Source organism: Aureimonas sp. AU40 (assembly GCF_001463785.1).
GTDB lineage: Bacteria > Pseudomonadota > Alphaproteobacteria > Rhizobiales > Rhizobiaceae > Aureimonas.
Window position 1 is genome coordinate 56,843 of record NZ_BBWL01000033.1, and the last position, 26,994, is coordinate 83,836.

Consider the following 26,994-nt stretch of genomic DNA (forward strand, 5'->3'; position numbering starts at 1 on the left):
CCGAGGCGGACAGGAGAGCGGGCGGGCGTAGCTCAGTGGTAGAGCACAACCTTGCCAAGGTTGGGGTCGTGGGTTCGAATCCCATCGCCCGCTCCAATATCTCCGAAACCCATCAAGTTGAATTGCCGCGTACGAGCGCGGATCGCGTTTGTCTAGCTCGAAGCCGCAGCGGACGCTTCACCGGGCACCCAATCCCGAACGTTCGCGGCGACAGCTCTTCCCAAGCGTCGTGACTTCGCAAAGACGCGACGAAACGCCAGCAAACCGCCATGTCGAGCGGAAGCTCAGACGCTCATGTTGACATCGATTTCCTCGGGTGCCGCGCTTAAGCAAAGATTACCGCCAAAACTCGCCATGCGCCGGTTCACGCACAGTCCTTCAGGAAAGTGACTGCGACATGAATGTCGTTCCGAGCAAGCCAGCGCCGAAGACTTCGGGTTGACCAGCGTCTCAAAAAAGTTCGTCTCGGGAAAGGTGTCCGGTGGAGTCGACCGAATCTAATGGTTGCGGGGGCAAGATTTGAACTTGCGACCTTCAGGTTATGAGCCTGACGAGCTACCGGGCTGCTCCACCCCGCGCCATGTCCGCCAGCCGAAGCTGCCGGTTATTCGTCGTCCGTCTATGGTTGCGGGGGCAAGATTTGAACTTGCGACCTTCAGGTTATGAGCCTGACGAGCTACCGGGCTGCTCCACCCCGCGCCATGTCCCGTCGGCGTGTCGCCGTCGGTGATTGGCGATATAGCCGTCTTTCTCGGCTTTGGAAAGAGCCGCATGTCGCTTTTGTGAAAAAACCGATCTCGCCTCGCCAAACAGGTGTTTTGCGAGCCTGGTACGTCCTGACTGGGCGCGAGCATATCGCGAAACGGGGAAAAGGCTAGCGGGCGGCGTTTCCGCTGGCCTTGAGAGGGGCGGCCATAGGCACGCTCGCCCTTCGCCGTTGTCGATAAGCAAACGTCAGCCTTGCGGCTTGGGCTGGGCGGGAAGCGTCTGCGACAACAGGAGGCCGGCCAGGGCGAAGCCGCTAGTCATCGCCCCGATGGCCGGCCAGCCGCCCTCCTGCCAGACCCAGCCGCCCAGCGCGCCTGTGACGCTGGCGCCGAGATAGTAGATCAGGAGATAGAGCGAGGTCGCGTGCCCCTTGGCCCCGTGCGCCAGCGCCCCGACCGAACCGCTGGCGACGGAATGGCCGATGAAGAAGCCGGTCGTGACGAGGGCGATGCCGAGACCGATGGCGATGAGCGAGCTCAGCAGCGTCAGAAGGATGCCGGCGAGCATCAGGAGAAAGCCGACGAGAAGCAGCGGCCGGCGCCCGAACCGGTCGGACAGGCGCCCGGCCAGCGAGGAGGAGACGATGCCGAAGCCATAGGCGAGGAAGATGAGGCTGACCTGCGTCTGCCCCAGCCCATAGGGCGCGCCGGTGAGGCGGAAGGTGGAGTAGTTGAACAGCGTGACGAAGATGCTGGTGAGCAGGAAGCCCACGGCATAAAGGCTGAGAAGCGCGGGATTGCGGAGATGCCGGCCCCAGGTGCGCAGATGAAAGCGAGCGTCGAAGCCGCGCCGCGCCTCGAAATGGCGCGAGGGCGGCAGGAGCACGAGAAAGCCGAGCGCGGCGACAAGGCACAGCGCGCCGAGCAGCCCCATGCCGAGACGCCAGGACACGAACTCCGTGGCGACGCCGAGCCCGACCCGCCCGACCATGGCGCCGAAGGCGGTGCCGCCGACATAAAGGCCCATCGTGCGGCCGAGGTGGGCGGGTTCGATCTCCTCCGCCAGCCAGGCCATGGCGACCGCCGGCACGCCGCCCAGCACGAAGCCCTCCAGAGCCCGCGCCGCCAGAAGCCCGTGCCAGCCGGGGCTCAGCGCCGCCGCGAGATTGAGGACGGAGGCCCCGGCCATGGAGGCGAACATCAGCCCGCGCCGGCCGAGCGCCTGCGAAAACGCGCCCGCCAGGAGAATGGAGACGGCAAGGCACCCCGTGGTCAGCGACAGGGCGAGCGAGCTTTCCGCCGGGCTGACATGGAAGCTCGCCGCGAAGGCCGGCAGAAGCGGCTGGACGCAGTAGATCAGCGAGAAGCTGGCAAAGCCGAGCAGGAACAGCGCGACGCCCGCCCGCTGGTGCTCGCGCGTGCCGTGTCGGATAAAGCCGGACGCGGCTGGTGGCAGAGGCGGAAGAAGGGCGGACGCGCTGCTGGCGGCAAGGGAACGGCTCATGACGGGAAACCTCGGCTGGGAGCACCGAACGCGATCTCGCGAGCTTGGCTGGCCGCGTGGTCTCGTCGCCGCGTCGGCTGCGAAGTTTAAAGCGATGCGCCCTCGCATCCCCTGGCTTCGCGCCCCGTTCGCGGGCGGTGATCACGCAGCCCTCACTCCGTGCAAGGTCCGTCAGGCGCTCCTGATGCCGGGGATATAGTCCCGCCCAGCCCCATGCGTCCAATATATGGAAATGGCAATCGTGATAGCCTATGCATATGGCATGGAGCTTCGCCACATCCGCTATTTCCTCGCGGTCGCCGAGGAAGGGAATTTCACCCGCGCCGCCGCGCGGCTCGGCATCGGCCAGCCGCCGCTCAGCCTTCAAATCAAGGATCTGGAGCGGGAGATCGGCGCGCGCCTGTTCCACCGCGTGCCGCATGGGGCGGAGCTGACGGAAGCCGGCCGCGCCTTTCTGGACAAGGTGCGACCCTTGCCGGAGCGCGCGCTGGAGGCGGCCGAGGCGGCGCGCCGGGCCGAGCGGGGCGAAACGGGCACGCTGCGGCTCGGCTTCACCGGCAGCTCGGTGCTCCATCCCGTGCTGAGCGCCAGCATTCGCGCCTTCCGCCGGCGGTTTCCCGACGCCGACCTGCGGCTGGAGGAGGCCAATTCCGCCGTGCTGCTGGGCGGGCTGGAGGACGGGCGGCTGGACGCGGCGATCCTTCGCCCGGCCCTGTCGCCGGACTCGCCGATCCAGGCCTTTGCGCTGGTGCGCGAGCGGCTGGTCGCCGCACTTCCCGCCGCGCACCCGGCGGCGGACGGGACCGGGCCGCTCGATCTTCTGGCGCTACGGAACGAGCCCCTTCTCCTGACGCCCCGCCGCGTCGGCACCAGCCTGCACGACGCGGCGGTCGAGGCCTGCCGCGCGGCGGGTTTCGAGCCCGCCCTCGGCCAGTCCGGCCCGCAGATCGCCTCCGTGCTGAGCCTCGTTTCGGCCGAGCTGGGTTTCTCGCTTGTGCCCGATGCGTTGCGCCAACTGGGCATCGCGGGCGTGCGCTACCGCGACCTTCGCGCGCCCGCGCCCCAGGTGGAACTCGCCGTCGCCTATCGCCGGCTGCGCCCGGCTAGGCTCGCCGTCAACTTCGCCGACACGGCCCGCGCGATGACGCGGGACGCCGCCGAGAGCTGACGGCGGTCAGGAGGCGGCGGCGGGCGCCCCCTCCCCGGCCAGCACCCTTGCGCGCTCCGCCTCCGCCTCGGCGCGCGCCCGGCTTTCGGCCACCAGGCCTTTCAGCGCCTGATCGAGCCGCACGGTGGCGCCGAGCGGATCGAACCACCAGTCGGTGGACCAGACGCGCAGGATGCGCCAGCCGAGACCCAGAAGCACCTGCTCGCGCACCTTGTCGCGGTCGCGCGCCGTGGCCGATCGGTGATAGGTCGCCCCGTCACATTCGACGCCGGCCAGAAACGCGCCGGCATGGTCGGGATGCCGAATGGCGAGATCGACACGGAAGCCGGAGACGCCGACCTGCGGCACGACGATCCAGCCGCGCCTCGTAAGCGCCTCGGCCACTGCCGCCTCGAAGGGCGATTCCACGCCGCCGAGCGAGCCTTCCTCCACCGCCGGCAGCGCCACGGCGCCCCGGTCGGCATAGTCGAGGAACGTCTTGAGATGGCGCACGCCGAGCGCCTTGCTGCGCGACAGGTCGATCGACTCGGCCTTGATCGAGGAGAAGATGCGCAGCTCGGCGCGAGCGCGCGTTACCGCCACGTTCAGCCGTCGCTCGCCGCCCTCGCGGTTCAGCGCGCCGAAATCCATGGCGAGCTTGCCAGCGGCGTCCTTGCCGAAGGTCATGGAGAAGAGAATGACGTCGCGCTCGTCGCCTTGGACGTTTTCGAGGTTCTTGACGAAGACCGGCTCAAGCCGCTCGTCCTCGAAGAACCATTCGAGCGACGGGTCGTCCCGCCGCGCCTCGTCCAGAAGGTCCTGGATCAGCCCTTGCTGCTGGCTGTTGAAGGTGATGACGCCGAGCGTCGGGCGCTTGTCCTCCGGCAGCGCCAGCGCGGCGCGAAGGCGGCCTGCGACCTCGGCCGCGATGGCGCGCGCCTCGTCCCGGTTGGTGCGGCTCTTGCCCCGGTCGTAGACGGCGTCGGGCAGGTGGCGCAATGAAACGGCGTGGTCCTCCGTCACCGGCGAGGGGAAGGTGATGAGCCGGTTGTCGTAGTAATGATGGTTCGAAAAGGCGATCAGCGATTCGTGGCGCGAGCGGTAGTGCCAGCGCAGGTCGTGCACCGGCAGGCCGGACGCCTTGGCCTCGTCGAGGATGCTTTCCAGGTCCCGCTCGAAGTCGGGCGCGTCCTCCTCCGTTTCGGCGCGGCCGAAGAAGTTGGTCGGCGGCAGCTGCTTGGGATCGCCCACGATAATGGTCTGGCGCCCGCGCGCCACGGCGCCGACCGCGTCCCAGGTGGTGATCTGCGAGGCCTCGTCGAAAATCACGACGTCGAACAGCGCCTGATCGGGCGGCAGGTATTGCGCGATCGACAGAGGCGACATGAGAACGCAAGGCGCCAGCCGCGCGAAGCTTTCGGGCATGGCGCCGATCATCTCGCGGATCGATCGGCTCGGCCGCTTCAGCTCCATCTGATGGCGCAGGAGGCCGAGCTCGGACTTGCGCGGCACCGACTGCGGCTCCGGTAGGCCATGGGTCAGCGCCTCGCGAATGCGCGCCGAAGCGGCCTTGCGCACGAGATCGTCCAGCGCGCGGAAATCGTCGATCGCGTGCTCGTGCTGGAAGCGGCGGAAATCGCGAAGGCGAGGATCGGCGTCGATCGCCAGCGGCAGCCACCAGCGGGCATAGGCGAGCGCGAAGGCGGCGCCAGCCGCCTCGGGCACGACCGCGCCGCTTTCGAGATCGGCCACCAGCGGCGCCAGCCCCTCGGCCAGCGCGCGGCGGCGGATGGCGCACCAAGAGGTCCAGTCGCGCAGGAGACCCCGGCTTGCCTCCAACTCACCGAGCAGCGCGGCGAGATCGGCGAGCGTCGAGCCTTTGGGAGGCACGAGCGGCACGCCGCCACTCGCCTCGCGCCACGCCTGCTCGGCCTCCCGCCACCGGGCCTCCGCCGCCTCCAGCGCGCGGGCAGCCTCGATCAAGGGGCTCGCCTCGGTCAGCGTGCCCAGCACCGGCAGAAGCGCGGAAAGGATTACCTCCGTTTCGCCCTTCGGCTCGCCGAGGCGAAGCACGGCGGCGCGCAGCCGGTCGGCCGCGACGAAGCGGGCGGAGAGCTGCGCGAGATCGCTCTCGATGCCGGCAAAGCCGGGAAGACGCCCGGCGAGCGGGCTCGCCTCCGCTTGTACGGCGAGGGCCTGGAGCCGGCGCAGAACGGGCAGATCGGTTTCCGGCGTCGGGGCGCCCGCGCGGGCATAGGTTCCCAGAAGCCGCGCGACGCCGCGCCGCTTGAACCAGGAGAAAGGCCAGAAGCTCGCGCCCGCTTCGCGCAGCCGCCGGTCGAGATCCTCCACCGGCACGCGGCGCAACTCCTCCCGCTCGTAGCTGGCGGACAGGCGCCCTTCCTCCGTGCGGAAGGCCGAGACCGTCGCCTCCAGCGCGCCGAAGCTCTCGCGCAAGCCGGCAAAGCCGGGGTCGAAGGCGAGCGAACCGTCCCCCGGCTGGAGCGCGGCGGCCAGCGCCGCCAAGCGCCTGACCTCTTCGACCTGCTCTGGCGCGCTGGGCGTCAGACCGACGCGGCCGCGCAAGGCGCTGGCGGCCGCGAGCAGGGCGTCCAGCGCCTGGCGCGACAGGCGCGCCTCGGCCAGGAGCCGTTCGGCCCAGGCGGAGGTCCATTCGTCGACATCCACCAGCGCAAGACAGGGGCGGAGCTCGACGGCGGCGACCGTGCGGCCGAGTCCGCCGGCCAGCTCTTCCAGCGCGGCGTAGTGGACGGCATCGTGCACGTCCTTGTGCGGCCAGCCGAGCGCGGGCGCGTGGGTTTCCGCGCCGCGCAGCGTCAGGCCCATGGCGCGATAAGGCGTCAGACCGCAGCGGCCGGCGCCATGCAGGGCCTCGGCATAGCTGTTCAGCGTGTCGCGGCGCAGTTGCAGCCGGCCGTTCAGGTCCACCCAGTCCGGGCTGCGGGCCGCGCCGCTTTCCCAGGCATTGCGAAGCTGGGCGAGGAAATGGCGCCGGTCGGCCTTGGAGGAGTGCAGTTCCAGGCAGTGCTCGCCCAAGCCATGCTCGCGCAGGCGGCGATAGACGACGTCGAGCGCGGCGGTCTTCTCGGCCACGAAGAGAACCGTGCGCCGATGCGCAAGACATTGGGCGATCATGTTGGCGATGGTCTGGCTCTTGCCGGTACCGGGCGGGCCGACCACCACGAAATCCTTGCCCTCGGCGGCGGCGAGCGTCGCCACGATCTGCGAGGAGTCGGCCGGCAGGGGCGTCACGATCTCGGCCTGGGCATAGGTCCGGTCGATCTCTCGCGCCTCGCGAAAGGGCACCGTGTCGGCGAAGGCCTGTTCCGGCGTGTCGATGAGATGGCGCACCAGACGGTTCTGGCGCAGCGCGTCGGTGCGCTCGGTCAGGTCCTTCCACATCAGATATTTGGCGAAGGAGAAGGTGGCGAGCGCCGCCTCGTCCACCACCTCGAAGCCCGGCACGTCGCGCACCGCCTGTCGCATCCGGCGCAGAACCTCGGCAACGTCGATCCCCGTCTCATCGCCTGGCAGTTCGCCGGCAAGCGAGGGCACGCTCAGGCCGAAATCCCGCTCCAGGAATTGCAGCAGCGTGGCATTGAAACGGATCTCGTCCTCGTGGTGAGCGAGGCGGAAGGGCGAGGAAGCGCTGCGCCGCTCCAGCTTTGCCGGCAAAAGGAGAAGCGGCGCGCGATAAATGCGCTCGTCGTCGGCCTTCTTCTTCCAGCGCAGGAAGCCGACCGCCATGTAAAGCGTGTTGGTGCCGCCCTCGGCCAAATCGCTGCGGGACTGGCGGTAGAGCGCCGTCAGCCTCGACTCCAGCGACTTGGGATCGAAGGGCGAGGCGAGTTCGCCGCGCTCCAGCGCGTCGGCGGCAAAGCGCGCCTGCAAGTCCTCCCCGCGCGTTTCGCGAAACAGCGCCGCGTCGCGCTCGCCCAGAGGATTCTGCTCGGGGATGGAAACGAGGCGCATGGCCTGCCCGCCGGCCAGCCGATCCTCCAGCGCCGCCACGTTGGGGCAAAGGAAGGCGACCGTGGAGGCGGTCTGACTGAAGTTCAGGAGCTTGTTGCGCAAGGAGAGGTCGAGCAGCTTGCGCTGCCAACGGTCGATCCGCCCACCCGGCGTGTTCGGCTTCTCCTCCGCCACCTCAGTGGGAACGGCGCCGAAATCCGGCAGGGCCGGCAGGGCAGGCGCGGCGACCTCGCTGTCCGAAGCGGCGTCCCCCGGCGCGGCGGGCTCGTGCGAGGCCAGGGGCTGGATGCCGCCGCTGCGGGCGCGGGCCATGTCCACCGCGCAGACGAAGGGGCGCCGCGCCTCGTCGGCCAGCAGCGCCGCGCCCTCGCGGCAGGCCTGCTCGAAGCCCATGGCCGGGCGGAAGGTGACGCCGGTCGTCTCGAACACGAGAAGCTCACGCGCGGCAAGCGCCTTGCGAAGGTCCACGACATCGGTTTCCACCGCGCGCGGCAGGGTGCGTGGTGTCAGCCAGACGCCCGTCGCCGCATGGCCCTGAAGCAGCAGCGCCACGGCGTTCAGCCCCGCCGCCTCCAGCGCGGCTGCAAGAAGCAGGCTCGTGTCGAGGCAGGTGGCGAGCCCGTCGCGCGCGATGCTGGCGGGCCGGCGGATCTTCTGCCCCTGCCGTTCGAAGCTGGCCGGCGGCTCGGCATAATGGAGGCCCAGGCCGGCGACGCTGGTATAGAGCGCGGCGGCCAGCATATAGGCCCGGCGCGGGTCGCCGCTCTGATACCCGTCCATCGCGCCGGAATGGCCGTGCGCTATGAGCGTTTCGGCCGCCGCGCGCAGGATGGGCGCGATCGCCGGGTCGTTCGGCATGACGAAGGCCGGCAGAAGCTGCGCCATGTCGCCGGCCCCGCCCCATTCGTCTCGCGCCAGAAGCCGGACGGGATGGACCGCCTCGGCCAGGACCGCCTCGCCGCGCAGGAGGCGAAACCGCGCCTCGCCGCGCTCGGCCTCGTTCAGCCCCGCGAGATAGGCGGCGTCGAGCTCGACGCGCCGATCGCTCAGCGCCAGCGTCTCACCCGGCCCCAGCCGATCCACCACCCAGCGCTTCGCCCGCAGGAAGGGCGGCACGGAATCGAGCTCGAGCCGCAGGCCGGCGAGCGGCTCCGGGCCGGGGTTGGAGAGAGCGAGGCTCGCCAGCACCGGCACCGCGTTCTGGAACGAGGCATAGGTCAGGCTGGCTCGCAGGTCCGCGACGATTTCAGGCGCCTTCGTGTCCTCCGCCTCGAAACCATCCGCGCGATCCGTCATGCGTCACTCTCCCGATTCACCAGCAAGCCATCCTAAAGGCTGACGGCAGGCAGGGACAGTCTCGTGCGGCTAAGCCGGGACGCGGGTCGAGCGAGCGTGACGTCTATCCGCTTGAGGGAGAGTATGCGGATAATGGGATAAGCCGGCAAAGTTCAGTTGCCGCAATTTGAATGCGCTTGTTTTTGCGCTCAAACAATTGGAATGCCGGGCGAGCGAATGCGGACGGTGCTGGCAACTGGGGAAGGACTTCCTTCGCCAAACGGAGCCGCGTTTGACCAACGAAGGTTACAGAAAATCCAATCGATGAAGGTCTCGGTAAGGCCCTCATTCATAAGAGGCTTTCGATTGGGGATGTGAGTTCAATCAACTGCTTCTCAGTCCTCCAGTTGAACAGTTCCGCCCTGTCTCACGTGAAACAAGCATTAACATCCCCTCTGCCGACGCATTGACATATCGCTGACATGTCAGCAAACTGTTGGCACAACGGGAGGATCATGTTGTGGGTGAGCAGGTTTTCGGGCTGTCGGCCGCGCTGGTGACGGCGTTCGACGAGGCAGGGGCGATCGACGCGGGGCGGATGGTTCGTCATGCCCGCTGGTGCCTCGACCAGGGCTGTGGCAGCGTGACGCTGTTCGGCACGACCGGCGAAGGCGCCTCGATCTCGCGCACCGAGCGCTCGGCCCTGTTGCACGCCTTCCGCGACGGCGGCATCGCGCCGGGTGAGACGATCGGCTGCGTCATGGCCAACGCGGCGGGAGACGCGATCGAACAGGCCGCCGAGCTTCTGGACGGCGGCGCGCGCGGCGTGCTGCTCGCCCCGCCCTCCTATTTCAAGAATCTGAGCGAGGACGGGCTCTTCGGCTGGTTCACGCAAGTGCTCGGCGCGCTGGGCGACAAGGCGCGCGGTATCATCCTCTACAACATTCCCTCCGTCACCGCCGTCGAGCTGTCGGTGCCGCTGATCGGGCGCATCCGCGCCGCGTTCCCGGCCGCGATCATGGGCGTCAAGGATTCCTCGGGCAACTGGCCCTACACCGAGCGGCTGCTCGCCGAGCACAAGGACATCGCCATCCTGATCGGCGACGAGCGGAGCCTGGCCGCCGGCGTGCGGCTGGGCGCGCAGGGCGCGATCTCCGGCATGGCCAACATCATTCCCGACCGGCTCCTGCCGATGATCCGCGAAGGGCGCGACGACCAGGACGTGCACCAGCTGGTCGAGGCCGTGCTTGGCTTTCCCGTCACCCCGGCGGTCAAGGCGCTGGTCGCCCATCGCACGGGCGAGCCGGGATTTGCCCGCACCCGCGCGCCGCTCCTGCCCACCCCGAGCGAAGGCGCGAGCCGGCTCGGCGCGGCGCTCGACGGCCTCGGCGCGGCCGCGGCGGCCGCCTGAAGGCGCCGCGGGCCATGGACGCGGAGGCGGGGCCGGACGGCTTGCCAGCGGGCCTGCCCGAGGGCGGGCCGGAAACGGGCAAGGCCAAGGGCGGCGACGCGCTCAAGCTGCGCGAGCGCGCCTATGAGAGCATCATCGAGAAGCTGATCGCGCGCGACTTCACGCCCGGCGAGTTCGTCTCGCAGCGCCAGCTCGTCGCCCGCACCGGTCTGCCGCTCGGCGCCATCCGCGAGATCATCCCGCGCCTGGAGTCGGAGGGACTGCTCACCACCGTGCCCCAGCGCGGCATCCAGATCGCCCATGTGGACCTGAACCTCATCCGCGAGGCCTTCCAGTTCCGCCTGTTTCTGGAAAAGGAAGCGGTCGCGGTCTTCACCACCTCAGCCAGCGACGAGACGCTGGCCGCGATCCGGGCCGAACACGAAGCCATGCTGGGCCGAGCGCTGGCGCGCCGGCTCACGGTGGAGGAAGAGGCCGAGGCGCAGGCGATCGACTGGCGGCTGCACGACACGTTCATCGACGCGCTCGGCAATTCCATCATCGCCATGGCCTACCGCGTGAACTCGGTGAAGCTCCGGCTGATCCATCACGAGCGCTACCGCATCGACGGGCGCGTCGTGCCCGTCATGCGCGAGCATCTCGACGTGCTCGCCGCCATCGAAAGCCGAAATCCGGCGCGCGCGGCCGAGGCCATCGCCGCCCATGTCAACAATGCCAGACGATTGGCGCTCACCGTTTAGACGAGAACGAGCGCGCCGGGACGGACGTTGGAGGACGCCGCCCGGATCAACGAAAAAAGGGAGGAAGAACCATGACCCATCGCACCATCGCTCTGTCGCGCCGCCAGTTCCTGGCCGGTACCGCCGCCACAGGCGCCTTCGCGCTGGCCGGCCTGCGGCCGAGCTTCGCCGCCGGCGTCGACTGGAAGAAACATGCCGGCACGGTGCTGGAGGTCAATCTCACCAAGAACCCGCGCGGCGAACTCCTGCGCAAGCACCAGGCCGAGTTCGAGGCGCTGACGGGCATCAAGGTGAACGCCGAGGCGACGCCCGAGCAGCAGCAGCGCCAGAAGGCGGTGATCGAGCTGACCTCGGGCAAGCCCAGCTTCGACGTCATCCATATCAGCTTCCACGCCCAGAAGCGGCAATACGAGAAGGCCGGCTGGCTCGCCGATCTCTCGCCCTTCCTGGCGGACGCCTCGCTCACCGACGCTTCGCTCACCGAATCCGACTTCGCGCCCGCCGGCTTGTCCTACGCCAAGGACACGAGCGGCAAGATCCGCGCCCTGCCCTTCTCCGTGGACTATTGGATCGTCTACTGGAACAAGGAACTCTTCGCCGCCAAGAACATCGCCTTCCCCGAGACGTTCGACGCCCTTCTGGCGGCGGCCAAGGCGCTCACCGACAAGTCGGCCGGCACGTCCGGCTTCGTGGCGCGCGGCATGAAGAACGCCAATACGCCGGTCTGGACCTCGCTCATGCTGGGCTTCGGCCAGCAGGCCATCGGCCCGAACGGCGAGATCCTGGCCGACGACGAAAAGGGCGTCGAGGCCGCCAAGCTCTACCAGGCCCTGATGACCGAATGCGCTCCGCGCGGCGTCACCGGCTTCAACTGGGCCGAATGCCAGTCCGCCTTCCTGCAGGGCAAGGTCGGCATGTGGTTCGATGGCTGCGGCTTCGCCGCGCCGCTGGAGAATCCCGAGCTTTCGCGCGTCGTCGGCAAGGTCGGCTACAGCGTCGTGCCCGCCGGCCCGGCCGGCCGCGCCGCGCCGACGCTGGGCGACGGCATCGCCGTGACGGAAGCCTCCGCCAAGAAGGAAGCGGCCTATCTCTACTGCCAGTGGGCGGTGTCGAAGGAGATGGGCGCGCGGCTCTTCCAGGCCGGTGCCGGCGTGCCCTTCCGCACCTCGGTGGTGGAGGACGCGGAGGTGCGCAAGGGTGTCACCATGCCGGCCGAGTGGGCCGATGCCGTGGCTGGCTCGGCCAAGGTCAGCCAGATCGCCCTGCCCGTGGTCATCCCGATCACGGAGTTCCGCGACGTCTACGGCGTGGCGCTCACCAATCTCCTGGGCGGCGCCGATCCGGCGGCCGAGCTGAAGAAGGCCTCCGAGCAGTTCAAGCCGATCTTGGAGCGGAGCGAGGCCTGATGAGCGCACTGGTCTCCGAGGCCGGCGACAGCGGGGCGGCACCGGCCGCCTCGCGCAAGCGGGCGCGCCTGCGCCCGCACTACTGGCCCTTCGTCATCCCCGCGCTCGCCGTCACCGTGGCGGTGATCGTCTTCCCGTGGGTCTTCACACTCTGGATGAGCGCCCATGCCTGGCGGCTCGGCGGCGAGACCAGCTTCGTCGGCTGGGAGAACTACGCAAGGCTCGCGACCGATGCCCGCTTCTGGGAATCGATGGGCCACACGCTGTTCTACACCCTGCTCTCGGTGGTCGCGCCGCTCGTGCTCGGCACGCTGGCGGCGGTTCTGTTCGATTCCAAGATGCCGCTGCGCGGCGTGCTGCGCGCCATCTTCGTCATGCCGATGATGGCGACGCCCGTCGCCATCGCGCTGGTCTGGACCATGATGTTCAATCCCTCGCTCGGCGTCCTCAACTATCTCCTGTCAGTGGTCGGCCTGCCCGAGCAGTCCTGGATCTACGATCAGGCGACCGTCATCCCCTCGCTGGTGCTGGTGGAAACCTGGCAATGGACGCCGCTGGTCATGCTGATCGTGCTGGGCGGCCTCGCCTCGCTGCCGCGCGAGCCCTACGAGGGCGCCGAGATCGACGGGGCGAGCGGCTGGCAGAAGTTCCGCTACATCACCCTGCCTCTGATCGCACCCTTCATGATGGTGGCCGTCATCATCCGCTCCATCGACGCGCTGAAGAGCTTCGACATCATCTACGCGATGACGCAGGGCGGGCCGGGCACGGCCTCGGAGACGATCAACATCTATCTCTACAACGTCGCCTTCTCCTATTACGATATCGGCTATGGCTCGGCGATCGCCGTGATCTTCTTCGTCATCATCGTCGCCATGTCGCTCGTCATGCTGCATCTGAAGCAGCGGGCGAAGTGGAACGATTGAGGTTCGCCATGAAGCTCCGCCGTCTCTTCAACCGTCTCGCGCTGCTCTTCTGCGGCCTCGTCATCGTCTCGCCGGCCGTGTTCTTCTTCGTCTGGATGCTGTCGCTCTCCTTGAAGTTCGAGATCGACAACGGTGCCTATCCGCCCATCCTGATCCCGGAGCGCCTCGCTTGGGGCAACTACACCCGCATCTTCGCCGAGAACGACTTCCTCCTTTATTTCTGGAACTCGGTTCTGGTGACGGGCACCGCGACGCTGCTCGCCCTTCTCGTCGGCGTTCCCGCCGGCTACGGCATCGCCCGGCTGCGCGCCAACAAGGCCGCGATCGTCATCATGATCGCGCGCATGACGCCGGGCCTCTCCTTCCTCATTCCGCTCTTTCTCCTGTTCCAGAATGTCGGCCTGCTCGGCACGCTCTGGCCGCAGATCATCATCCATCTCGTGGTCACCGTGCCGATCGTCATCTGGGTAATGATCGGCTATTTCGAGACGACGCCGATGGAGCTGGAGGAGGCCGCGCGCATCGACGGCGCCACGAGCTGGCAGGTCTTCGCCCGCGTCGCCCTGCCGATCGCCCGGCCCGGCATCGTCGTCTCGCTGATTCTCGCCGTCATCTTCTCCTGGAACAATTTCGTCTTCGGCATCGTGCTCGCCAGCCGCGAAACGCGCACCCTGCCGGTCGCCGTCTACAACATGCTCTCCTTCGAGCAGGTGAGCTGGGGGCCGCTCGCCGCCGCCGCCCTGGTCGTCACCCTGCCCGTCCTCGTGCTCACCCTCGTTGCCCAGCGCCAGATCGTCGCCGGCCTGACGGCGGGCGCGGTGAAATAGCGCTGAAGAAAGGACCCACCCATGGCCTCCGTCACCATTCGGAACGTGAAGAAGAGCTTCGGCAGCGTCGCCACCATCCACGGCGTGTCGATCGACATCGCGGACGGCGAGTTCGTCGTGCTGGTCGGCCCGTCGGGCTGCGGCAAGTCCACCCTGCTGCGCATGCTGGCGGGCCTGGAGGAAATCTCCGGCGGCGAGATCCTGATCGGTAGCCGCGTCGTCAACGACCTGCCCGCCAAGGAACGGGACATCGCCATGGTGTTCCAGAACTACGCGCTCTATCCCCACATGTCGGTGGCCGAGAACATGGGCTTCGCCCTGAAGCTCAAGAACGTCGCCAAGGCCGAGATCGAGAAGCGCGTGCGCCCGGCGGCCGACATCCTCGGCCTGTCGACCCTGCTCGACCGCTTCCCGCGCCAGCTTTCGGGCGGCCAGCGCCAGCGCGTCGCCATGGGCCGCGCCATCGTGCGCGATCCGCAGGTCTTCCTGTTCGACGAGCCTCTGTCCAACCTCGACGCCAAGCTGCGCGTGTCCATGCGCGCCGAGATCAAGAACCTGCACGGCCGGCTCGGCACCACCACGGTCTATGTCACGCACGACCAGATCGAGGCCATGACCATGGCCGACAAGATCGTCGTGATGCGCGACGGGCGGGTGGAGCAGGTCGGCGCGCCGCTCGATCTCTACGACCGCCCGGCCAACACGTTCGTCGCCGGCTTCATCGGCTCGCCCGCCATGAACTTCGTGTCGGGCCGCGTCGAAGCGGACGGTTTCGTCACCGGCGACGGCCACCGCCTCCCCCTACCCACGAGCCTCGGCCCCGTGCGCCCGGGCGAGGCGACCTACGGCGTGCGCCCCGAACATATCCGGATCGGCGAAGGCGGCGTTCCCATCCGCATCGACGTGGTGGAGCCGACCGGCTCGGAGGTCATGGTGGCGGGCCGCCTCGGTGACCAGCCCATCTCCTGCCTCTTCCGCGAACGCCTGTCCTTGCGCCCCGGCGAGACCGTCCCCATCCACATCGAACCCCGCTCCAGCCATCTCTTCGACCAAGCCGATGGACGACGCATCGGCGCGGACGCGGCCGCGCGGCACTGAGGCGCCGGCCGCTCGGCGGAGTGGATGTCGTCGAGAGGCGATATTGCACTGTGCAGGGACATCGCACTCAGCCCTTCCGCTCGACTGCGGTTGCCTCGGACGTCGCACTCTGTCGTCGATGCAGGAAGGATCGATGACAGAGTGGGCGTAGGCTCCGTCCTCCTACCGCCAAACGCACCACAGTTGGGTAAAGACCGCTCTGCCGTGGGATAAGGCGACGCCAGGGTGCCAGGGTGCCAGGGTGCCAGGGTGCCAGGGTGCCAGGGTGCCAGGGTGCCAGGGTGCCAGGGTGCCAGGGTGCCAGGGTGCCAGGGTGCCAGGGTGCCAGGAGCAGGCCCCAACGCTGGCCAATCGACAAGCCCTCCTCGTTGTATGTTGATAGGTGCGCCAACTCGGCCACCCATTCGTCCATCGTCAGCCGGCAGGCGTCGCCTCTTCTTCACCTCCAAGGCTTCACTCCAGCCTCGAACCAGCCTTGGACACCGCATTTCCCCATGGCTCAGCCGAAGATCGCAGATTTGCGACAAGCGCCCAAATTGGCTCTTGTCACACCGCCGAGAGTTGGTTAAGCACCCTCCCAGCGCCACTGGCGCCGACCACACCAAGCGCATGCGCTAGCGGCTTCTCGGAGCCGACCTCAAACGGAGAGGTGGCAGAGTGGTTGAATGCACCGCACTCGAAATGCGGCATGCCTGCAAGGGCATCGGGGGTTCAAATCCCTCCCTCTCCGCCACAACAACCCATTGAAATTGTTGAAGAATTTCCCGCCTGAACCCCGGCTGTACCCAGCCGTGTACCCAGGGCGGAACCCAACGTGTACCTCTCCCGGCGCCCCAGCGGCTGGCGCTTCCAGCTTCGAGTCCCTGCTGCCCACGTCGAATTCTTGGGGCGGACGCCGATCCGCGTTCCTCTCGGCCTTCTGACGGCAACGGAAGCGCAACGCCGCGCGGTTACGCTCGCGGCCCACTGTCACGCACTTCTGGACGCAGGCATGGCCGATCGCGACACCCTGAACCGAAGCCTCGGGGCGCTCGCCTCTGAACTCGACGCGATCGAGCGCGAGACACGATGGGCAGGTCTCAAGGCCTCGTCGGAGCGGTCTGCCGCGGACTACGAGATGCACGACGACCCCGCGTCGCGGGCGCTGGCGGCGCATCACCGCGAGGCCGCCCACGGCTACGAGGCGAAGCGCAAGGCCCTGGAGTCTGTTCGGAAACGGTTGGACGGCATCGGCATGGCGATGGCGCTGGACGACTCGGCGTGGGTGTCCGAACGGCGAACGTACGACAGCATCTTGAATCGCGCGCCCATGGTTCACGTTGTGTCTGACGCACCGGCCGCTCCGCCCGTTCCGGAAGCTCCTCCCCTGCCGCTCCTCAGCGAGTGCATGGAAAGCTACGTCGAGTCCGTCGCGAAGGACGACCGGGGCGCCTCCTACGTGAACGGCCTGCGGAGCAAGCTCAGGGAGTTCATCTCCATCGTCGGGGACAAGCCGTTGGCCAACTACGTCCCCCGCGACCTGCGCACCTTCGCCGAAGGCTTGGCCGACCTTCCGACCAACTGGATGAAGTTCCCGGCCTACAAGGGGCGCACCGCCGCCGAGGTTGTCGCCATGGTCGCGGCAGCGCGAGCTCGCGGCGAGGCTGTCCCACCCTGCCGCTCCGAGACGACCATCCTCGGCTACTGTCAGGCCATCGCCGGGGCGTTCGGGTGGTTGGCGATGGACCTGACCCTTCGCAGCCCCTTCGCCGACGTGCGGGTGAAGGCACCGAGACACGCCCCCAAGGCCGTGGTGCGCGAGCCGTTCGCGGTGGCGGACCTGAACCGCTGGTTCGCGAGCGCCGTCCTTGAGGATCGACCCGACGACTACTGGCTCCCCCTGCTCGGGACGCTGACCGGCGCCCGGATCGGCGAACTTGCTTACCTTCAAGGGGGAGACATCGTTGAGGTGCAGCCGGGCCTCTGGGCCGCCGACCTTTCCCGATACCTGCTGGTGAACGGCAAGGACCAGGAACGGCAGGTGAAGAACGAGGGGAGCCGCCGCCTGTTCGCCCTGCACCAAGCCCTGACAGACGTCGGATTCATCCGTTACGCCAAGAATCGACCGGATTCCGACTGGGTGTTCCCGCACCTGCATCACAAGATCGCGGACCCGGCGGACACCGCCTCCAAGCGGCAGGGCGCGCGCCTTCGGGCCTGCGGGCTGCACAACCGCCTGTCGGCCGTCTTCCACTCCTCGCGCCACACCGCCAAGGACTTCCTCCGCATCGCCAAGATCGATCCACGGACTTCCAGTCTCCAGACCGGGCACGTCCCGCAATCTGTCGAGGCCTCCTACGGCTCGAAGCGCCTGCGCGCCGATGAGGTCGAGGTCCTGGCGGCCATGGCGCTGCCGAAGGACTTGGACCTAGCGCCCTACCTCAACAGCAAGGGACCCATGCAGGTGCGACCGTTCAGGACAAAGCGAGTCCGCTTTGCTCGAACCGCGGACGGGGAGTGACGGCGCAGCCGTCGCGAGCCGGCCGGATCGACGACGCCCCGCGAGGGGTGTGAGCCCTTCCCCTCCGGGGAGGGGAGGAGCCGGTCCGCAAGGACCGGGAGAGGGTCTGTCACCCTACGGCCGCGACGTCGCCCACCTTGCCCTTGGCCTTCTGTTCCTTCGGCCCGTAGAAGTCCCATCGGGATATGTCGGCGCCGTACCGCCGAATGCGACCCTCGCGCGCGACCTCCAGTCTGTACTCCTCGTGCAGGACCCAGTAGCGGAGCGATCGGACGAGGTTGGACCGCCGGGCCGCCTTGCAGGCCGCGAACGCAGGAACCTTCTTCAAGCGCGCGAGCGCATGGTCGAGGTCTTCCAGCTCGCGCTGGCCGAGCAGACGGTAAACCGCCCGCGTGTCCGTCAGGAGTTGGGCCACAGCGTCGTCGGTCAGGTGGTTTTTCTTCTCAAGCCAACCCTTGTACCCGTCCCGCAGCCGAACCTCCTTCTGCGGGATCGTCCCGGCCGCGTAGTCCTGAATGCAAGTGGCGATCATGCGCCCCACGGGCGGGGCGACCGCATTGGCAATCATCTGCGTCTTCGCGCTGTCGGAGCCTGCGGGAGACCAGTTCCAGTCCGACGGGAAGCCCGCGATCAGGGACATTTGGTCGATCGTCATGATAGGAAGTGACGACGGGTGCAGGACATCCCCCTCCTTCAGCTCGTAGCTGGGAACCGGAGGTGTCAGAGCGCCACCGAGGAACGTCGGCGCGGGCTGGTCGACGTCGCGGGTGCCACGGCTGCTCTTGCCACCTGGCTTCTGCCAGTAGGCCCGACGGAGCTCGGCCTTCCCCGCGTCGTTCAGTCGCTCGTAGGTTTCACGGTCGGCCTTCCGGACCTTGTACCCTTTCTGGCCTGCACGACGGCGGAAGCCAGAGGTGATCGTCGGGCTCGGCTCCGCGCTTAGCCAGATCGACCGCCGCTCCCCGTCGTTGTGACCGCGGCGGAAGAAGACCGCCCCGAAGTCGGGACCCAGCACGTCGGCGACGCTCGTCCGGCGAGGCTGCTTCGCCGCCTCGATGTGGTCGAGCAGCCACCCGTCGTCCTCACCCAGGCAACCGCACAGCAGGAGGCGCCGGCGGGCCTGCCCGACGCCGTACCATGAGGCGTCGACCACCGCTTCCGTCAGTCCGTATCCAGCGCGATGGAACACTTCCCGGATGCGACGGTACATGTCAAAGCTTCGAAGTCGGGGTACGTTCTCCATCACGAAAAATCTCGGTCTCGCGTGGGTCACGATGATCGAGAAGGCCTCCGTTAAGGCAGCGTTCGGCGATTTCTCGCCCTTCGGCGTCGACGTGTTCTTGTTCGCCGACGACCAGGGCTGACAGGGTGGGCCGCCTACGATCAGGTCGGGTGCAAAGGCGGCGATCCTCGGCGCGGCCGCAAGAAGGTCCCCGAGATCGGGCTGCGCCGCGTCGCCTCGCCCGAGGTTCGCGACCTTGCTTCGGCGGCGGCCGGTCAGCTTGTCGAGTGGGCGGGCGAGGTTCGCCTCATGCACCGCGATCGCCCTCGGCTCGAAGTCATACGCAGCGAGCACCTCGACGCCCGCCTGCTTGAGCCCGAGCGAGAAGCCGCCAGCCCCGGCGAAGATTTCGACAGCTTTCATGCGATGTCCCGTCCAGTGAATGGACCTTCACTGTCGCGAACGGTGATGAAGGAACGTTCACCTCCTCACGTCAGGCTCGTCGGGTAGTGAACGAAGCCTCACTCCTGACCCCGCCCGCCCCCATTGACGCACAGGCTCCGGCGCGCCCCACGGCGCTCCTGAGGGGCGCGGGGCGCCTCCGCCTGCTCCGCTTCGCTTCGGCCCTTCGGACTGGACAACTGGGACGGGCTGCCGTCGCGCATGTCGTGACTGTTGCCGCCGACGAGCAGCCTAGTTCTCGGCCGCCTCAGCCTTGCGATGTCTATGCGGGACTGTTGCACGAGAGCGTGTCACGTAGGATCGCGCGTACAGCCTTATGGTTCTTCACGTCGCACTCCCACACCACGACTACCTTCCAGCCCAGCGCCGCGAGTTCACTCCGCGCCTTCGCGTCGCGGGCGACGTTACGGTCGAACTTGGCCTGCCAGTGATCCGTCCGCGTTTTCGGAAAGGAAGACGGCGGTGCGGTGCCTCGGCAGGACAAGGTCGGGCGTTCCTGAGAGGTCCCTTCGATGCAGGCGGAACCACAGTCCAATCGCGTGCGCGATGGAGCGGACCGCCCGCTCGGGCTTCGTATTCGACGAACGGATGGCGCGCATGACGGCGCTCCGGACCTCGGGGCTGACCTTGTCCGTGCCTCCACATCGCGCGTGAAGGAGGCGGAAGTTCGCCGTGCTCCGCAGTCAGCCCTGGGAACCCTCCGTCGGGTTCAATGTCGATCGATTTCTGTGATCTAAGGCCCCCCTCCGTTGTACCGAACCCATCTTCCGTGCAGAACAGTGCAGCAGATTGCAGCGGAGGCGGGTATGGCGGTTGTCGGCCAGGATGGTGCCGTGCGCGTGACGGCCTCGCTCTCCCGCGAGCAGGAGCGCGCTCTGAAGGAGCTTGCCGCCCGGCATAAGGTCAGCGTGTCCTGGCTCGTGCGCCATGCCGTCGACCAGTTGGTGGAGCGGGGCTGCGACGCCCAGCTACCGCTCGACCTAGGCAGGAACTGACGGCATGGACCTTCTGGACCATTCCGCCGAGCCAATAGCTTCCGACGCCGGACGATCCGTTGCGGCTCCGCGCCGCCGGTCCCGTGCCGCCCGCCTTCCCGTCATCGACCTGTTCGCCGGCGCGGGCGGGCTAAGCGTCGGCGCGACGGCCGCAGGGTGCGACGTGCGCGCGTCCGTGGAGATCGACGCCGTCGCCTGCCGGACGCTGCGCGCGAACGCCGCCTTCCATGGCGAGGTCCTTGAGGGGGACGTGGCTGCGGTGACGGGGCTGGACCTTCGCGCCGCCGCCCGGCTCGCGCCCGGAGACCCGCTGATCGTGGTCGGGGGCGCCCCATGCCAGCCCTTTTCGAAGGCCGCCTACTGGGTCGAGGACGGCGAGGAGTCCCGCTACCGCCGCGCTCGGGCCGCGGGCGTCGCGATGGAGCGTCCGCCAGCCCCCACCGAGGCGCGTCCCGACGCGCGGCGGACGCTCGTCGAGGAGTTCTGGCGTTTGATCTACGAGGCGAACGCGGACGGCTTCGTGTTCGAGAACGTCCCAAGCATCAAGCATCCTCGTAACCGCCCCGTTCTGGACGGCTTCCGGCACGCGGCCGAGGTGGCCGGCTACCACGTCACGCAGGTGACCGCGAACGCCGCCGAGCACGGCGTGGCGCAGACGCGCGAGCGCGTCTTCCTGCTGGGGTCCAAGAAGTCCGCGCCGACCGCGCCCAACCCGACGCACTCGCTCAAGGACGAGCTTCTACTGCCTCGGGCTATCACCGCAGGCGAGGCGCTCGAAGGCTTCGACCGGCCTGAGTTCTTCGAGCCGGAGGAGTTGGTCTCCGGACGATGGGCGGAGCACCTGCGCGCCGTGCCGCCGGGATGGAACTACAAAGCGCACACGGCGTGGGCCGGGCATCCAGATCCGACGTTCGTCACCGAGACGCGCTTCTGGAACTTCCTCCTGAAGCTCTCTCCCGACCGCCCGTCGTGGACGATCGCGGCCTCGCCCGGCCCTTGGACAGGTCCTTTCCATTGGGCGAACCGGCGCCTTCGGACGGTCGAGCTTGCTGCCTTGCAGGGGTTTCCGCGTGACTACCGCATCCTCGGCAGCCGACGCGAGAGAGTTCGGCAGATGGGCAACGCCGTGCCGCCGCCGCTTGCCAGACGCATGGTCGAGGCCGTCCTCGCCACAGTCGACCGATAGGAGACGGGAATGCGAAGCGTCAGCCTGTTCAGCGGCTGCGGTGGCCTCGACCTCGGCCTGCACGAGGCAGGGTTCCGGACAGTGCTCGCCTCCGACGCGGAGGCCCTCTGCGCCACCACATGGAAGCGGAGCATGCCGGCGACGGCCTTCCTCGTCGGGCGGATCGGGTCCCTGACGCGCGACGACGTCGTGAAGGCCCTTGGCGGGCGAGTTGGCGAGGTGGACCTCGTGGCCGGCGGGCCGCCTTGCCCCCCGTTCTCGAAGAGCCGCTTCTACCGAAAGGAGAAGCTGCGGGCTCTGGACGACCCGAACGGCTGGGAGACCGTGAACGGCTACCTCGACATGCTGGACTGGGTCCGCCCCCGCGCCTTCGTCCTGGAGAACGTCAAGGGCCTCGCCTATAAGGTGCACGCCGACGCGCTGGACACGATCGTCGACCGGGCGGAGCGGCTTGGGTACAAGGTGACGACCGGCGTCCTGAACGCGGCGGACTACGGCGTGCCGCAGATCCGCGAGCGTTGCTTCGTCGTTGGGACACTAGACCGCAAGGTCAGGCTCCCGGCTCCGACTCACTCCAAGGACCCGTCGAAGGGCCTCCTGCCTTGGATCACCGCAGGCGAGGTGCTGACGGACCTCGACACCGAGGAGAACGCCTCCGACGTCGGGCACTTCGCGGGCGGACGGCACCACGATCTGCTCCGTCAGGTGCCGCCGGGGGACAACTACCTGTTCTTCACCGACAAGCGCGGCCACCCGGACCCGCAGTTCAAGTGGCGCGGACGGTACTGGTCGTTCCTCCTCAAGCTGAGCCCCGCAATGCCGTCGTGGACGATCCAGGCCCGTCGGTCCAACAACATGGGGCCGTTCCACTGGCGCAACCGAATCCTGCGGGTCTCCGAGATCAAGCGGCTCCAATCCTTCCCCGACGGGTTCGAGCTTGCCGGGACCGTTGAGCAGCAGTGGCGCCAGATCGGGAACGCCGTCCCGCCGCCGCTGGCGGCCGCCGTCGGCCGGAGCGTTGCGGAGGCGATCGGGGTGCCGTTGAGGGACGCCGCTTGAGCCGCCTCCCGTCCTTCAATGACTTCTCCCCGGGCATCATCGGTGACGTTCGGCGGCCGCTTGAGACGCTAGCCGAGCTTGCCCCCGACTTCGACGCGGTCGCAGCCGCATGGGACGCCGAGTTCTTCAAGGGGGCCGGGAACAAGCGCGCCAAGACGAACGTCTCGGCGACCCTGACGAGCCTTGGTTTGATGATCCGCTCGCCGCTCGGGCTGACGGCGGCTGGGGAAAGGGTACGCGCGGCCCCGGACGCGGTCGCGGCGTCGCGGCTTCTCGTCCGTCACATCGTCGACACTAGGAACGGGATGGCAGTCGTCGACGCCGTGCGGTCACTGAACGCGCGTGGCGATCCCGTGAGCAAGGACGGCCTCAAGCGCGAACTTGAGAGCGGGGGCATTCAGGGGTTGTCGGTCGGAACGACGGACCACACCACGCTCCTGAACTGGATGGTGCACGGGGGCCTCTTCACCAAGGAGGGGAGAGAGAACCCGCAGCCCGACGAGGAAGTCATGAAGGCCGTCCTCGGCATCTCGGCTACGGAGCGTTCGGACTTCGCCGACCTGCCGCTCGGCCAGCAGATCTTCCTCCAGATCCTTCGGCGCGTGGCCGAGGCCGAGGGGGCGTCGGAACTTCCGGCCAAGCGTGTCATCGACGAGTGTCTCCGTGACCACCGCGCCCGCTTCGACGAGGACCAGTTCCGCGCGAAGGTCCTCAAGCCGCTCGCCAACGGCGGCTGGCTGGAGCTTCCAGCCTCCGGGTCTTCGGGACGAGGCGGAAAGAGCGGCGCGGTCACGCCTTCGCCCAAGCTTATGGGCATCCCTCTGGCGTCGATCGTGCCGGACTTCGACCAGGTCGTCCCAGCCGACCTGCGCGCGCGGATCGACACGCCCCGGTCAGAAGTGCAGCGGCTCCTCGAAAGCTCGGAAACCTACGACCGGGGCCTGGGGCTGGAGCTTCTGGCCCTGCGGATGATCATCGACATAGGCTTGGAGCCCCGCGCGTTCCGCCTGCGAAGCCGCGACACTGCTCACGCCGAGGTCGACCTGACCGCAGAGGGCAAGAACCTCTTGTTCTCGCGCTGGAACTTCCAGTGCAAGTGCGTAGGCTCAAGGGTCGCCCTCGGCGACGTCGCGAAGGAGGTCGGGCTTGCCATCTACTCGAAGGCGCACGTCGTGGCCGTGGTGACGACGAGCGACTTCTCCAGCGAGGCGCTGGCCTATGCGCGGGAGATCACGACGGCGACGCACTTGCAGTTCCTCCTCGTCGACGGGGCCGTGGTGCGACGCTACCTGGAGCGGGGCGCGGAAGTGCTGCTCGACCACGTCGCGGCCAACGCGGCGGGGGTGATGGCGCAGAAGCGAGGGCAGCCGATCGCGCCCGAGGGATAGGCCATCCCCGTTGACACACAGGCGCTGGGGCACCTTCGGTGCCTGTTAGGCGACGCGGCGCCCCTACGCCCGCTTCGCTTCGGTCCTTGCGGGACTGGAAAACGGGGAGGTCCTAACGGAGAAGGACAACGCAGGCCGCCAGTCAGTACAGCGGCCGGCGAAGCCGTTCAGGCATCCGCCCGCTCGCGGATCGCGACCAGCCACCCGAGGATTTCGCCGTTCGTGTCGACCGCCTTGAGTTGGACCAGCGTCATCGCAGCCGCGGCCTCCTGGTTCAGGCGCGACTTGGCGCGCGACGCCTTCTTCGACTGCTTCTCCGGGTCCAACGTCCCCCAGGGGTTCGGCGACGCGCTGGCGGCATGGACCTGCTCGGCCACGAGTGTTGGAACGTCGCACCACTCGGTGAAGGCAGGGCATCCCCCGAAGGTGGCCGTCACGCAGTCGGGGTGAAGGTAGTTCTCCATCTCCCTCCGGTCGGTCAGAAAGGCGATGTCCCGCCCCTGCCGGGCGTTCACGGCAGCGACCTGTTCGCCGTACTTGGGATTCTGCTGGTCATCCCGGTCGTAAATGTGGACCTCGGTCAGTTCGGCGTTCCGGAGGTACTGCTTGTTTACCCAGTGCTTGAGGTTCCCTCCTCCGGTCGGGACGAACGCCACGCGGTGGTCGTTCTCTAGGTCGATCAGACCAGCATCCTCGCTGCGGTAGAGGCGCCCCATGATGGTGAGGAACGTCACGTCGTGAGGTCCCTCGACATACACCGCGACACGGGCTCGCCGATCCGGTAGCACCCCCAAGGCTTCCGCGGTCTCGCGATACACGTCGTCGCCGCCGACCCAGAGACGAGGGTGACCGTCCCCGTCTCGCTTGACGAGCCGGATCGCGTCGACGGGCACCATGGCCGCCACCGCAGGCACGTGGGTGGTGATCAACACCTGCGTGCCGGGGTCCTCGCCGAGGGCGAGGAGAGCCTTGATCAGCATCACTTGGTTGTCTGGATGCTGCGAGCTTTCCGGCTCCTCGACGGCGTAGATGACATTCCTCGAACCGTCCGCCCCGCGTCGGCGCTCCGCCTCCGCTCGGAAGAAGTTCAGGAGGATGAGACGGCGGACACCGCTACCACGCTTGTTGATGGGGATTTGGTGGTCGCCCGTTAGGCTCAGCTTGAAGGCGTCCCACTTCGGCTCGGTCTTGATGGTCGGGGTGAGTTGCCCGGCGAGTGCGGGGTCCATCTCACGGAGCTTCGCGAGGGTCCTTTCGGCAACCTCCATGACGCTGGCCTGCACCCGGTCCTTGATCGCGTTCAGTTCGGCCTCGACCTCCTTCAAGGCGAGCGCCATCGCGACCTTCATGGGGTCTGACACCTCTCGGTCATCGTCCCGGCTCGGCCGGTCCGACTGGAACAGGGCGAAGGCCGGCAGATGCTTCTCCAACTGGTCCCACACCTTCTTGCCGTCCTCGGCCGCGAGAGGGATCAAGGTTTCCTCTCGGGCCTCGTCGCCTACCGCGTCGCGGATGGCGCGGCGGAGGGCGGCATTCGACCGGAAGTCGATGGCTTCCCCCTTCTTCACCCCCAGTTCGGTCGCTCTCGCCTTCAAGTCCGTGTTCTTGAGCTTCAGGAGGTCCCGGAGCTTGTCGTGGGTCGGGTGACTCGCGCGCGCGAACACCGCCTCCTTGACCGTCCGCCCCGAGCAGTCGAACTGCTTCACGATCTCCAGCCGCCCGTCCCGGTTCAGTAGGAACTCCGCCTCGAGTGTCGTCGGAGACACGGCGTCGATCGTGAGTTCCGTTGGGTGGTTGTCGAACACGCACCCGATCTCGATGACCTTGTCCGCCCCGTGGACGCACGGGTCGTCCTGGTCGAGCTTGATGAGTTGATGGTTGAAAAAGACCTCCAGTGCTTCGAGCAGAGTGCTCTTGCCCACGTCGTTCCGGCCGATCACCGCTGTGAAGTTCCCGAACCCGATCGATACCGTGTCACGGTAGGAGCGGAAGTTGCGTATGCTAGCCGACAGAAGCTTCATGATCCCTCCCAGGTTGTGGCGACCTTAGCAGGCCCTGACAGTTCGGTAGCGGGCTGCCATCACGTCTTCCGGAAACCTCTTGCGGGATGCGGAGCCAGCGCAAGAGGATTGTGAAAGGCCGAAGGCTCGGCGCGACCGCAGCGCGTCGCGCCCGTCCCCAAACGGCCGTTTGCGAAAGGCTCCCTCGGTGCTCCTCGGCTACGCTCGCGTTTCAACCAATGAAGATCAGTCCACTACCGCGCAGGCCCGCGCGCTGCGCCAAGCCGGATGCGAGCGGGTCTACGAGGAGGTCGCATCAGGCGGGCGCTGGGAACGCCCGGAACTCCATCGGCTGCTCGACCACCTTCGGCCGGGCGACACGCTCGTGGTCTGGAAAATGGATCGCTTATCGCGATCCCTCCGCGACGCCTTGACGATCTTGGAGAAGGTGGAAGCTGCTGGGGCCGGCTTCCGCTCCCTCACGGAGGCCATCGACACGACCACCCCGGCCGGCAGGATGATGGCGCACATGATCGGGGCGTTCGCGGAGTTCGAGCGGGGACTCATTCGCGAGAGGACGGCGGCCGGTCTTCGTCAGGCGCGGGCCGAGGGTCGCGTCGGCGGGCGTCGACCAAAGCTCGGCCAGCGCCAGCGGGAGGAGATCGCGGAGAGCGTCCTGTCGGGGCGCAGGACCGCCGCCGACATGGCGAGGCTCTATGGGGTAAGCCAGCCGACCGTTTCTCGCATCGTGGCCGAGGCACGGTCCCGCCGAACCGCCGCTATAGACCCCTTCGAGACGTCTCCGACACTGCACCACGATCCCGAAAGCGGTCGTTCCATTGTTCGATCGGCCAGTTAGAAGTCATGGGATGAGGAAGCCACGGAAGGGATCGTGATCGATGACAGCTCTGATAGACGCAAGCGGTATAGTGACACGCTGGCCTCGTAAGGCAGCCGACAAAGAGTTGGTCCTGAACCATCTTCTTCGTCATTTCGATGGAGATCGTCGCTACCCTGAAAAGGAGGTCAACGAGCTATTGAAAGAGCTGCATACCTTCGGCGATTGGGCCTTATTGCGCCGTGAGTTGTACGAGACAGGCAGGCTAGACCGCGATCCACGCATCGGACTCTATTGGGTCAAGCGGTAG

19 protein-coding genes and 4 tRNA genes are annotated in these 26,994 nt (G+C 67.7%); 16 read left to right on the forward strand and 7 right to left on the reverse strand.

All coding sequences use genetic code 11. The annotated features are described in order from the left end of the window. Positions 1-21 precede the first annotated feature (21 nt). A tRNA-Gly gene (locus AUL32_RS11185) sits at positions 22-96 on the forward strand. A 405-nt stretch (positions 97-501) separates the two neighbouring features. On the opposite strand, the gene AUL32_RS11190 is transcribed toward AUL32_RS11185, so the two are convergent. From AUL32_RS11190 to AUL32_RS11200, 3 genes are all read right to left on the reverse strand, one after another. Then, a tRNA-Met gene (locus tag AUL32_RS11190) sits at positions 502-578 on the reverse strand. Positions 579-622: 44 nt separating this feature from the next. After that, positions 623-699, reverse strand: a tRNA-Met gene (locus tag AUL32_RS11195). A gap of 255 nt (positions 700-954) precedes the next feature. Next, a complete protein-coding gene (locus tag AUL32_RS11200; protein ID WP_062114847.1) occupies positions 955-2,211 on the reverse strand; it encodes an MFS transporter in 1,257 nt (418 codons plus the stop codon). Between the two features lie 262 nt (positions 2,212-2,473). On the opposite strand from AUL32_RS11200, the gene AUL32_RS11205 reads away from it, so the two are divergent. Beyond that, positions 2,474-3,379: a LysR family transcriptional regulator gene (locus AUL32_RS11205; protein WP_062114850.1), complete on the forward strand. Its 906-nt coding sequence runs from the start codon at positions 2,474-2,476 to the stop codon at positions 3,377-3,379. Positions 3,380-3,385: 6 nt separating this feature from the next. On the opposite strand, the gene AUL32_RS11210 is transcribed toward AUL32_RS11205, so the two are convergent. Next, positions 3,386-8,647: a DUF4011 domain-containing protein gene (locus tag AUL32_RS11210; RefSeq protein WP_062114853.1), complete on the reverse strand. Its 5,262-nt coding sequence runs from the start codon at positions 8,645-8,647 to the stop codon at positions 3,386-3,388. 499 nt (positions 8,648-9,146) lie between these two features. On the opposite strand from AUL32_RS11210, the gene AUL32_RS11215 reads away from it, so the two are divergent. From AUL32_RS11215 to AUL32_RS11250, 8 genes are all read left to right on the forward strand, one after another. Beyond that, the gene (locus tag AUL32_RS11215; protein WP_062114856.1) at positions 9,147-10,037 is read left to right on the forward strand and encodes a dihydrodipicolinate synthase family protein; all 891 of its coding nucleotides are present in this window, start codon (positions 9,147-9,149) and stop codon (positions 10,035-10,037) included. Between the two features lie 14 nt (positions 10,038-10,051). Further along, the gene (locus AUL32_RS11220; protein ID WP_082659554.1) at positions 10,052-10,777 is read left to right on the forward strand and encodes a GntR family transcriptional regulator; all 726 of its coding nucleotides are present in this window, start codon (positions 10,052-10,054) and stop codon (positions 10,775-10,777) included. A gap of 71 nt (positions 10,778-10,848) precedes the next feature. After that, positions 10,849-12,183, forward strand: a complete 1,335-nt coding sequence (locus AUL32_RS11225; RefSeq protein ID WP_062114859.1) for an extracellular solute-binding protein — start codon at positions 10,849-10,851, stop codon at positions 12,181-12,183. Beyond that, on the forward strand, positions 12,183-13,109 hold the full coding sequence (locus tag AUL32_RS11230; protein ID WP_061973065.1) for a carbohydrate ABC transporter permease: 927 nt from the start codon (positions 12,183-12,185) through the stop codon (positions 13,107-13,109). Before AUL32_RS11225 ends, AUL32_RS11230 begins: the two co-directional genes overlap by 1 nt. Before the next feature lie 8 nt (positions 13,110-13,117). Beyond that, positions 13,118-13,936 (forward strand): carbohydrate ABC transporter permease, encoded by an 819-nt coding sequence (locus AUL32_RS11235; RefSeq protein ID WP_061973067.1) that lies wholly within the window; start codon positions 13,118-13,120, stop codon positions 13,934-13,936. A 21-nt stretch (positions 13,937-13,957) separates the two neighbouring features. Further along, positions 13,958-15,034 (forward strand): ABC transporter ATP-binding protein, encoded by a 1,077-nt coding sequence (locus AUL32_RS11240; RefSeq protein WP_062114861.1) that lies wholly within the window; start codon positions 13,958-13,960, stop codon positions 15,032-15,034. A 643-nt stretch (positions 15,035-15,677) separates the two neighbouring features. Further along, positions 15,678-15,767 (forward strand) — tRNA-Ser (locus tag AUL32_RS11245). Positions 15,768-16,025: 258 nt separating this feature from the next. Beyond that, positions 16,026-17,534 carry a hypothetical protein gene (locus AUL32_RS11250; RefSeq protein ID WP_156421434.1) on the forward strand — a complete coding sequence of 503 codons (1,509 nt, stop codon included), beginning with the start codon at positions 16,026-16,028 and terminating at the stop codon, positions 17,532-17,534. A 109-nt stretch (positions 17,535-17,643) separates the two neighbouring features. On the opposite strand, the gene AUL32_RS11255 is transcribed toward AUL32_RS11250, so the two are convergent. Together AUL32_RS11255 and AUL32_RS25990 are read right to left on the reverse strand one after the other, a co-directional pair. Further along, positions 17,644-19,179, reverse strand: coding sequence for a DNA cytosine methyltransferase (locus AUL32_RS11255; protein ID WP_062114867.1), 1,536 nt, complete (start codon positions 19,177-19,179; stop codon positions 17,644-17,646). Positions 19,180-19,622: 443 nt separating this feature from the next. Next, on the reverse strand, positions 19,623-19,817 hold the full coding sequence (locus tag AUL32_RS25990; protein ID WP_244497817.1) for a very short patch repair endonuclease: 195 nt from the start codon (positions 19,815-19,817) through the stop codon (positions 19,623-19,625). 207 nt (positions 19,818-20,024) lie between these two features. Between AUL32_RS25990 and AUL32_RS11260 the strand changes: the two genes are divergently transcribed. Genes AUL32_RS11260 through AUL32_RS11275 form a run of 4 tightly spaced genes read left to right on the forward strand, consistent with a single transcriptional unit; the run spans position 20,025 to position 23,846 of the window. Then, entirely contained in the window at positions 20,025-20,213 is a 189-nt protein-coding gene (locus tag AUL32_RS11260; protein ID WP_062114870.1) for a ribbon-helix-helix protein, CopG family, read from the forward strand. Positions 20,214-20,217: 4 nt separating this feature from the next. After that, complete coding sequence (locus AUL32_RS11265) at positions 20,218-21,399, forward strand: DNA cytosine methyltransferase (protein WP_082659558.1); 1,182 nt, start codon at positions 20,218-20,220, stop codon at positions 21,397-21,399. Positions 21,400-21,408: 9 nt separating this feature from the next. Beyond that, complete coding sequence (locus AUL32_RS11270) at positions 21,409-22,458, forward strand: DNA cytosine methyltransferase (protein ID WP_062114873.1); 1,050 nt, start codon at positions 21,409-21,411, stop codon at positions 22,456-22,458. After that, positions 22,455-23,846, forward strand: a complete 1,392-nt coding sequence (locus AUL32_RS11275; protein ID WP_062114876.1) for a restriction endonuclease — start codon at positions 22,455-22,457, stop codon at positions 23,844-23,846. Before AUL32_RS11270 ends, AUL32_RS11275 begins: the two co-directional genes overlap by 4 nt. Before the next feature lie 167 nt (positions 23,847-24,013). Here the strand turns inward: AUL32_RS11275 and AUL32_RS11280 are convergent, their stop codons facing one another. Further along, positions 24,014-25,867 carry an ATP-binding protein gene (locus AUL32_RS11280; protein ID WP_062114879.1) on the reverse strand — a complete coding sequence of 618 codons (1,854 nt, stop codon included), beginning with the start codon at positions 25,865-25,867 and terminating at the stop codon, positions 24,014-24,016. A gap of 187 nt (positions 25,868-26,054) precedes the next feature. Between AUL32_RS11280 and AUL32_RS11285 the strand changes: the two genes are divergently transcribed. Both AUL32_RS11285 and AUL32_RS24525 read left to right on the forward strand, forming a co-directional pair. After that, the gene (locus tag AUL32_RS11285; protein ID WP_202814396.1) at positions 26,055-26,705 is read left to right on the forward strand and encodes a recombinase family protein; all 651 of its coding nucleotides are present in this window, start codon (positions 26,055-26,057) and stop codon (positions 26,703-26,705) included. Between the two features lie 40 nt (positions 26,706-26,745). After that, positions 26,746-26,994, forward strand: a complete 249-nt coding sequence (locus AUL32_RS24525; protein ID WP_082659562.1) for a DUF2087 domain-containing protein — start codon at positions 26,746-26,748, stop codon at positions 26,992-26,994.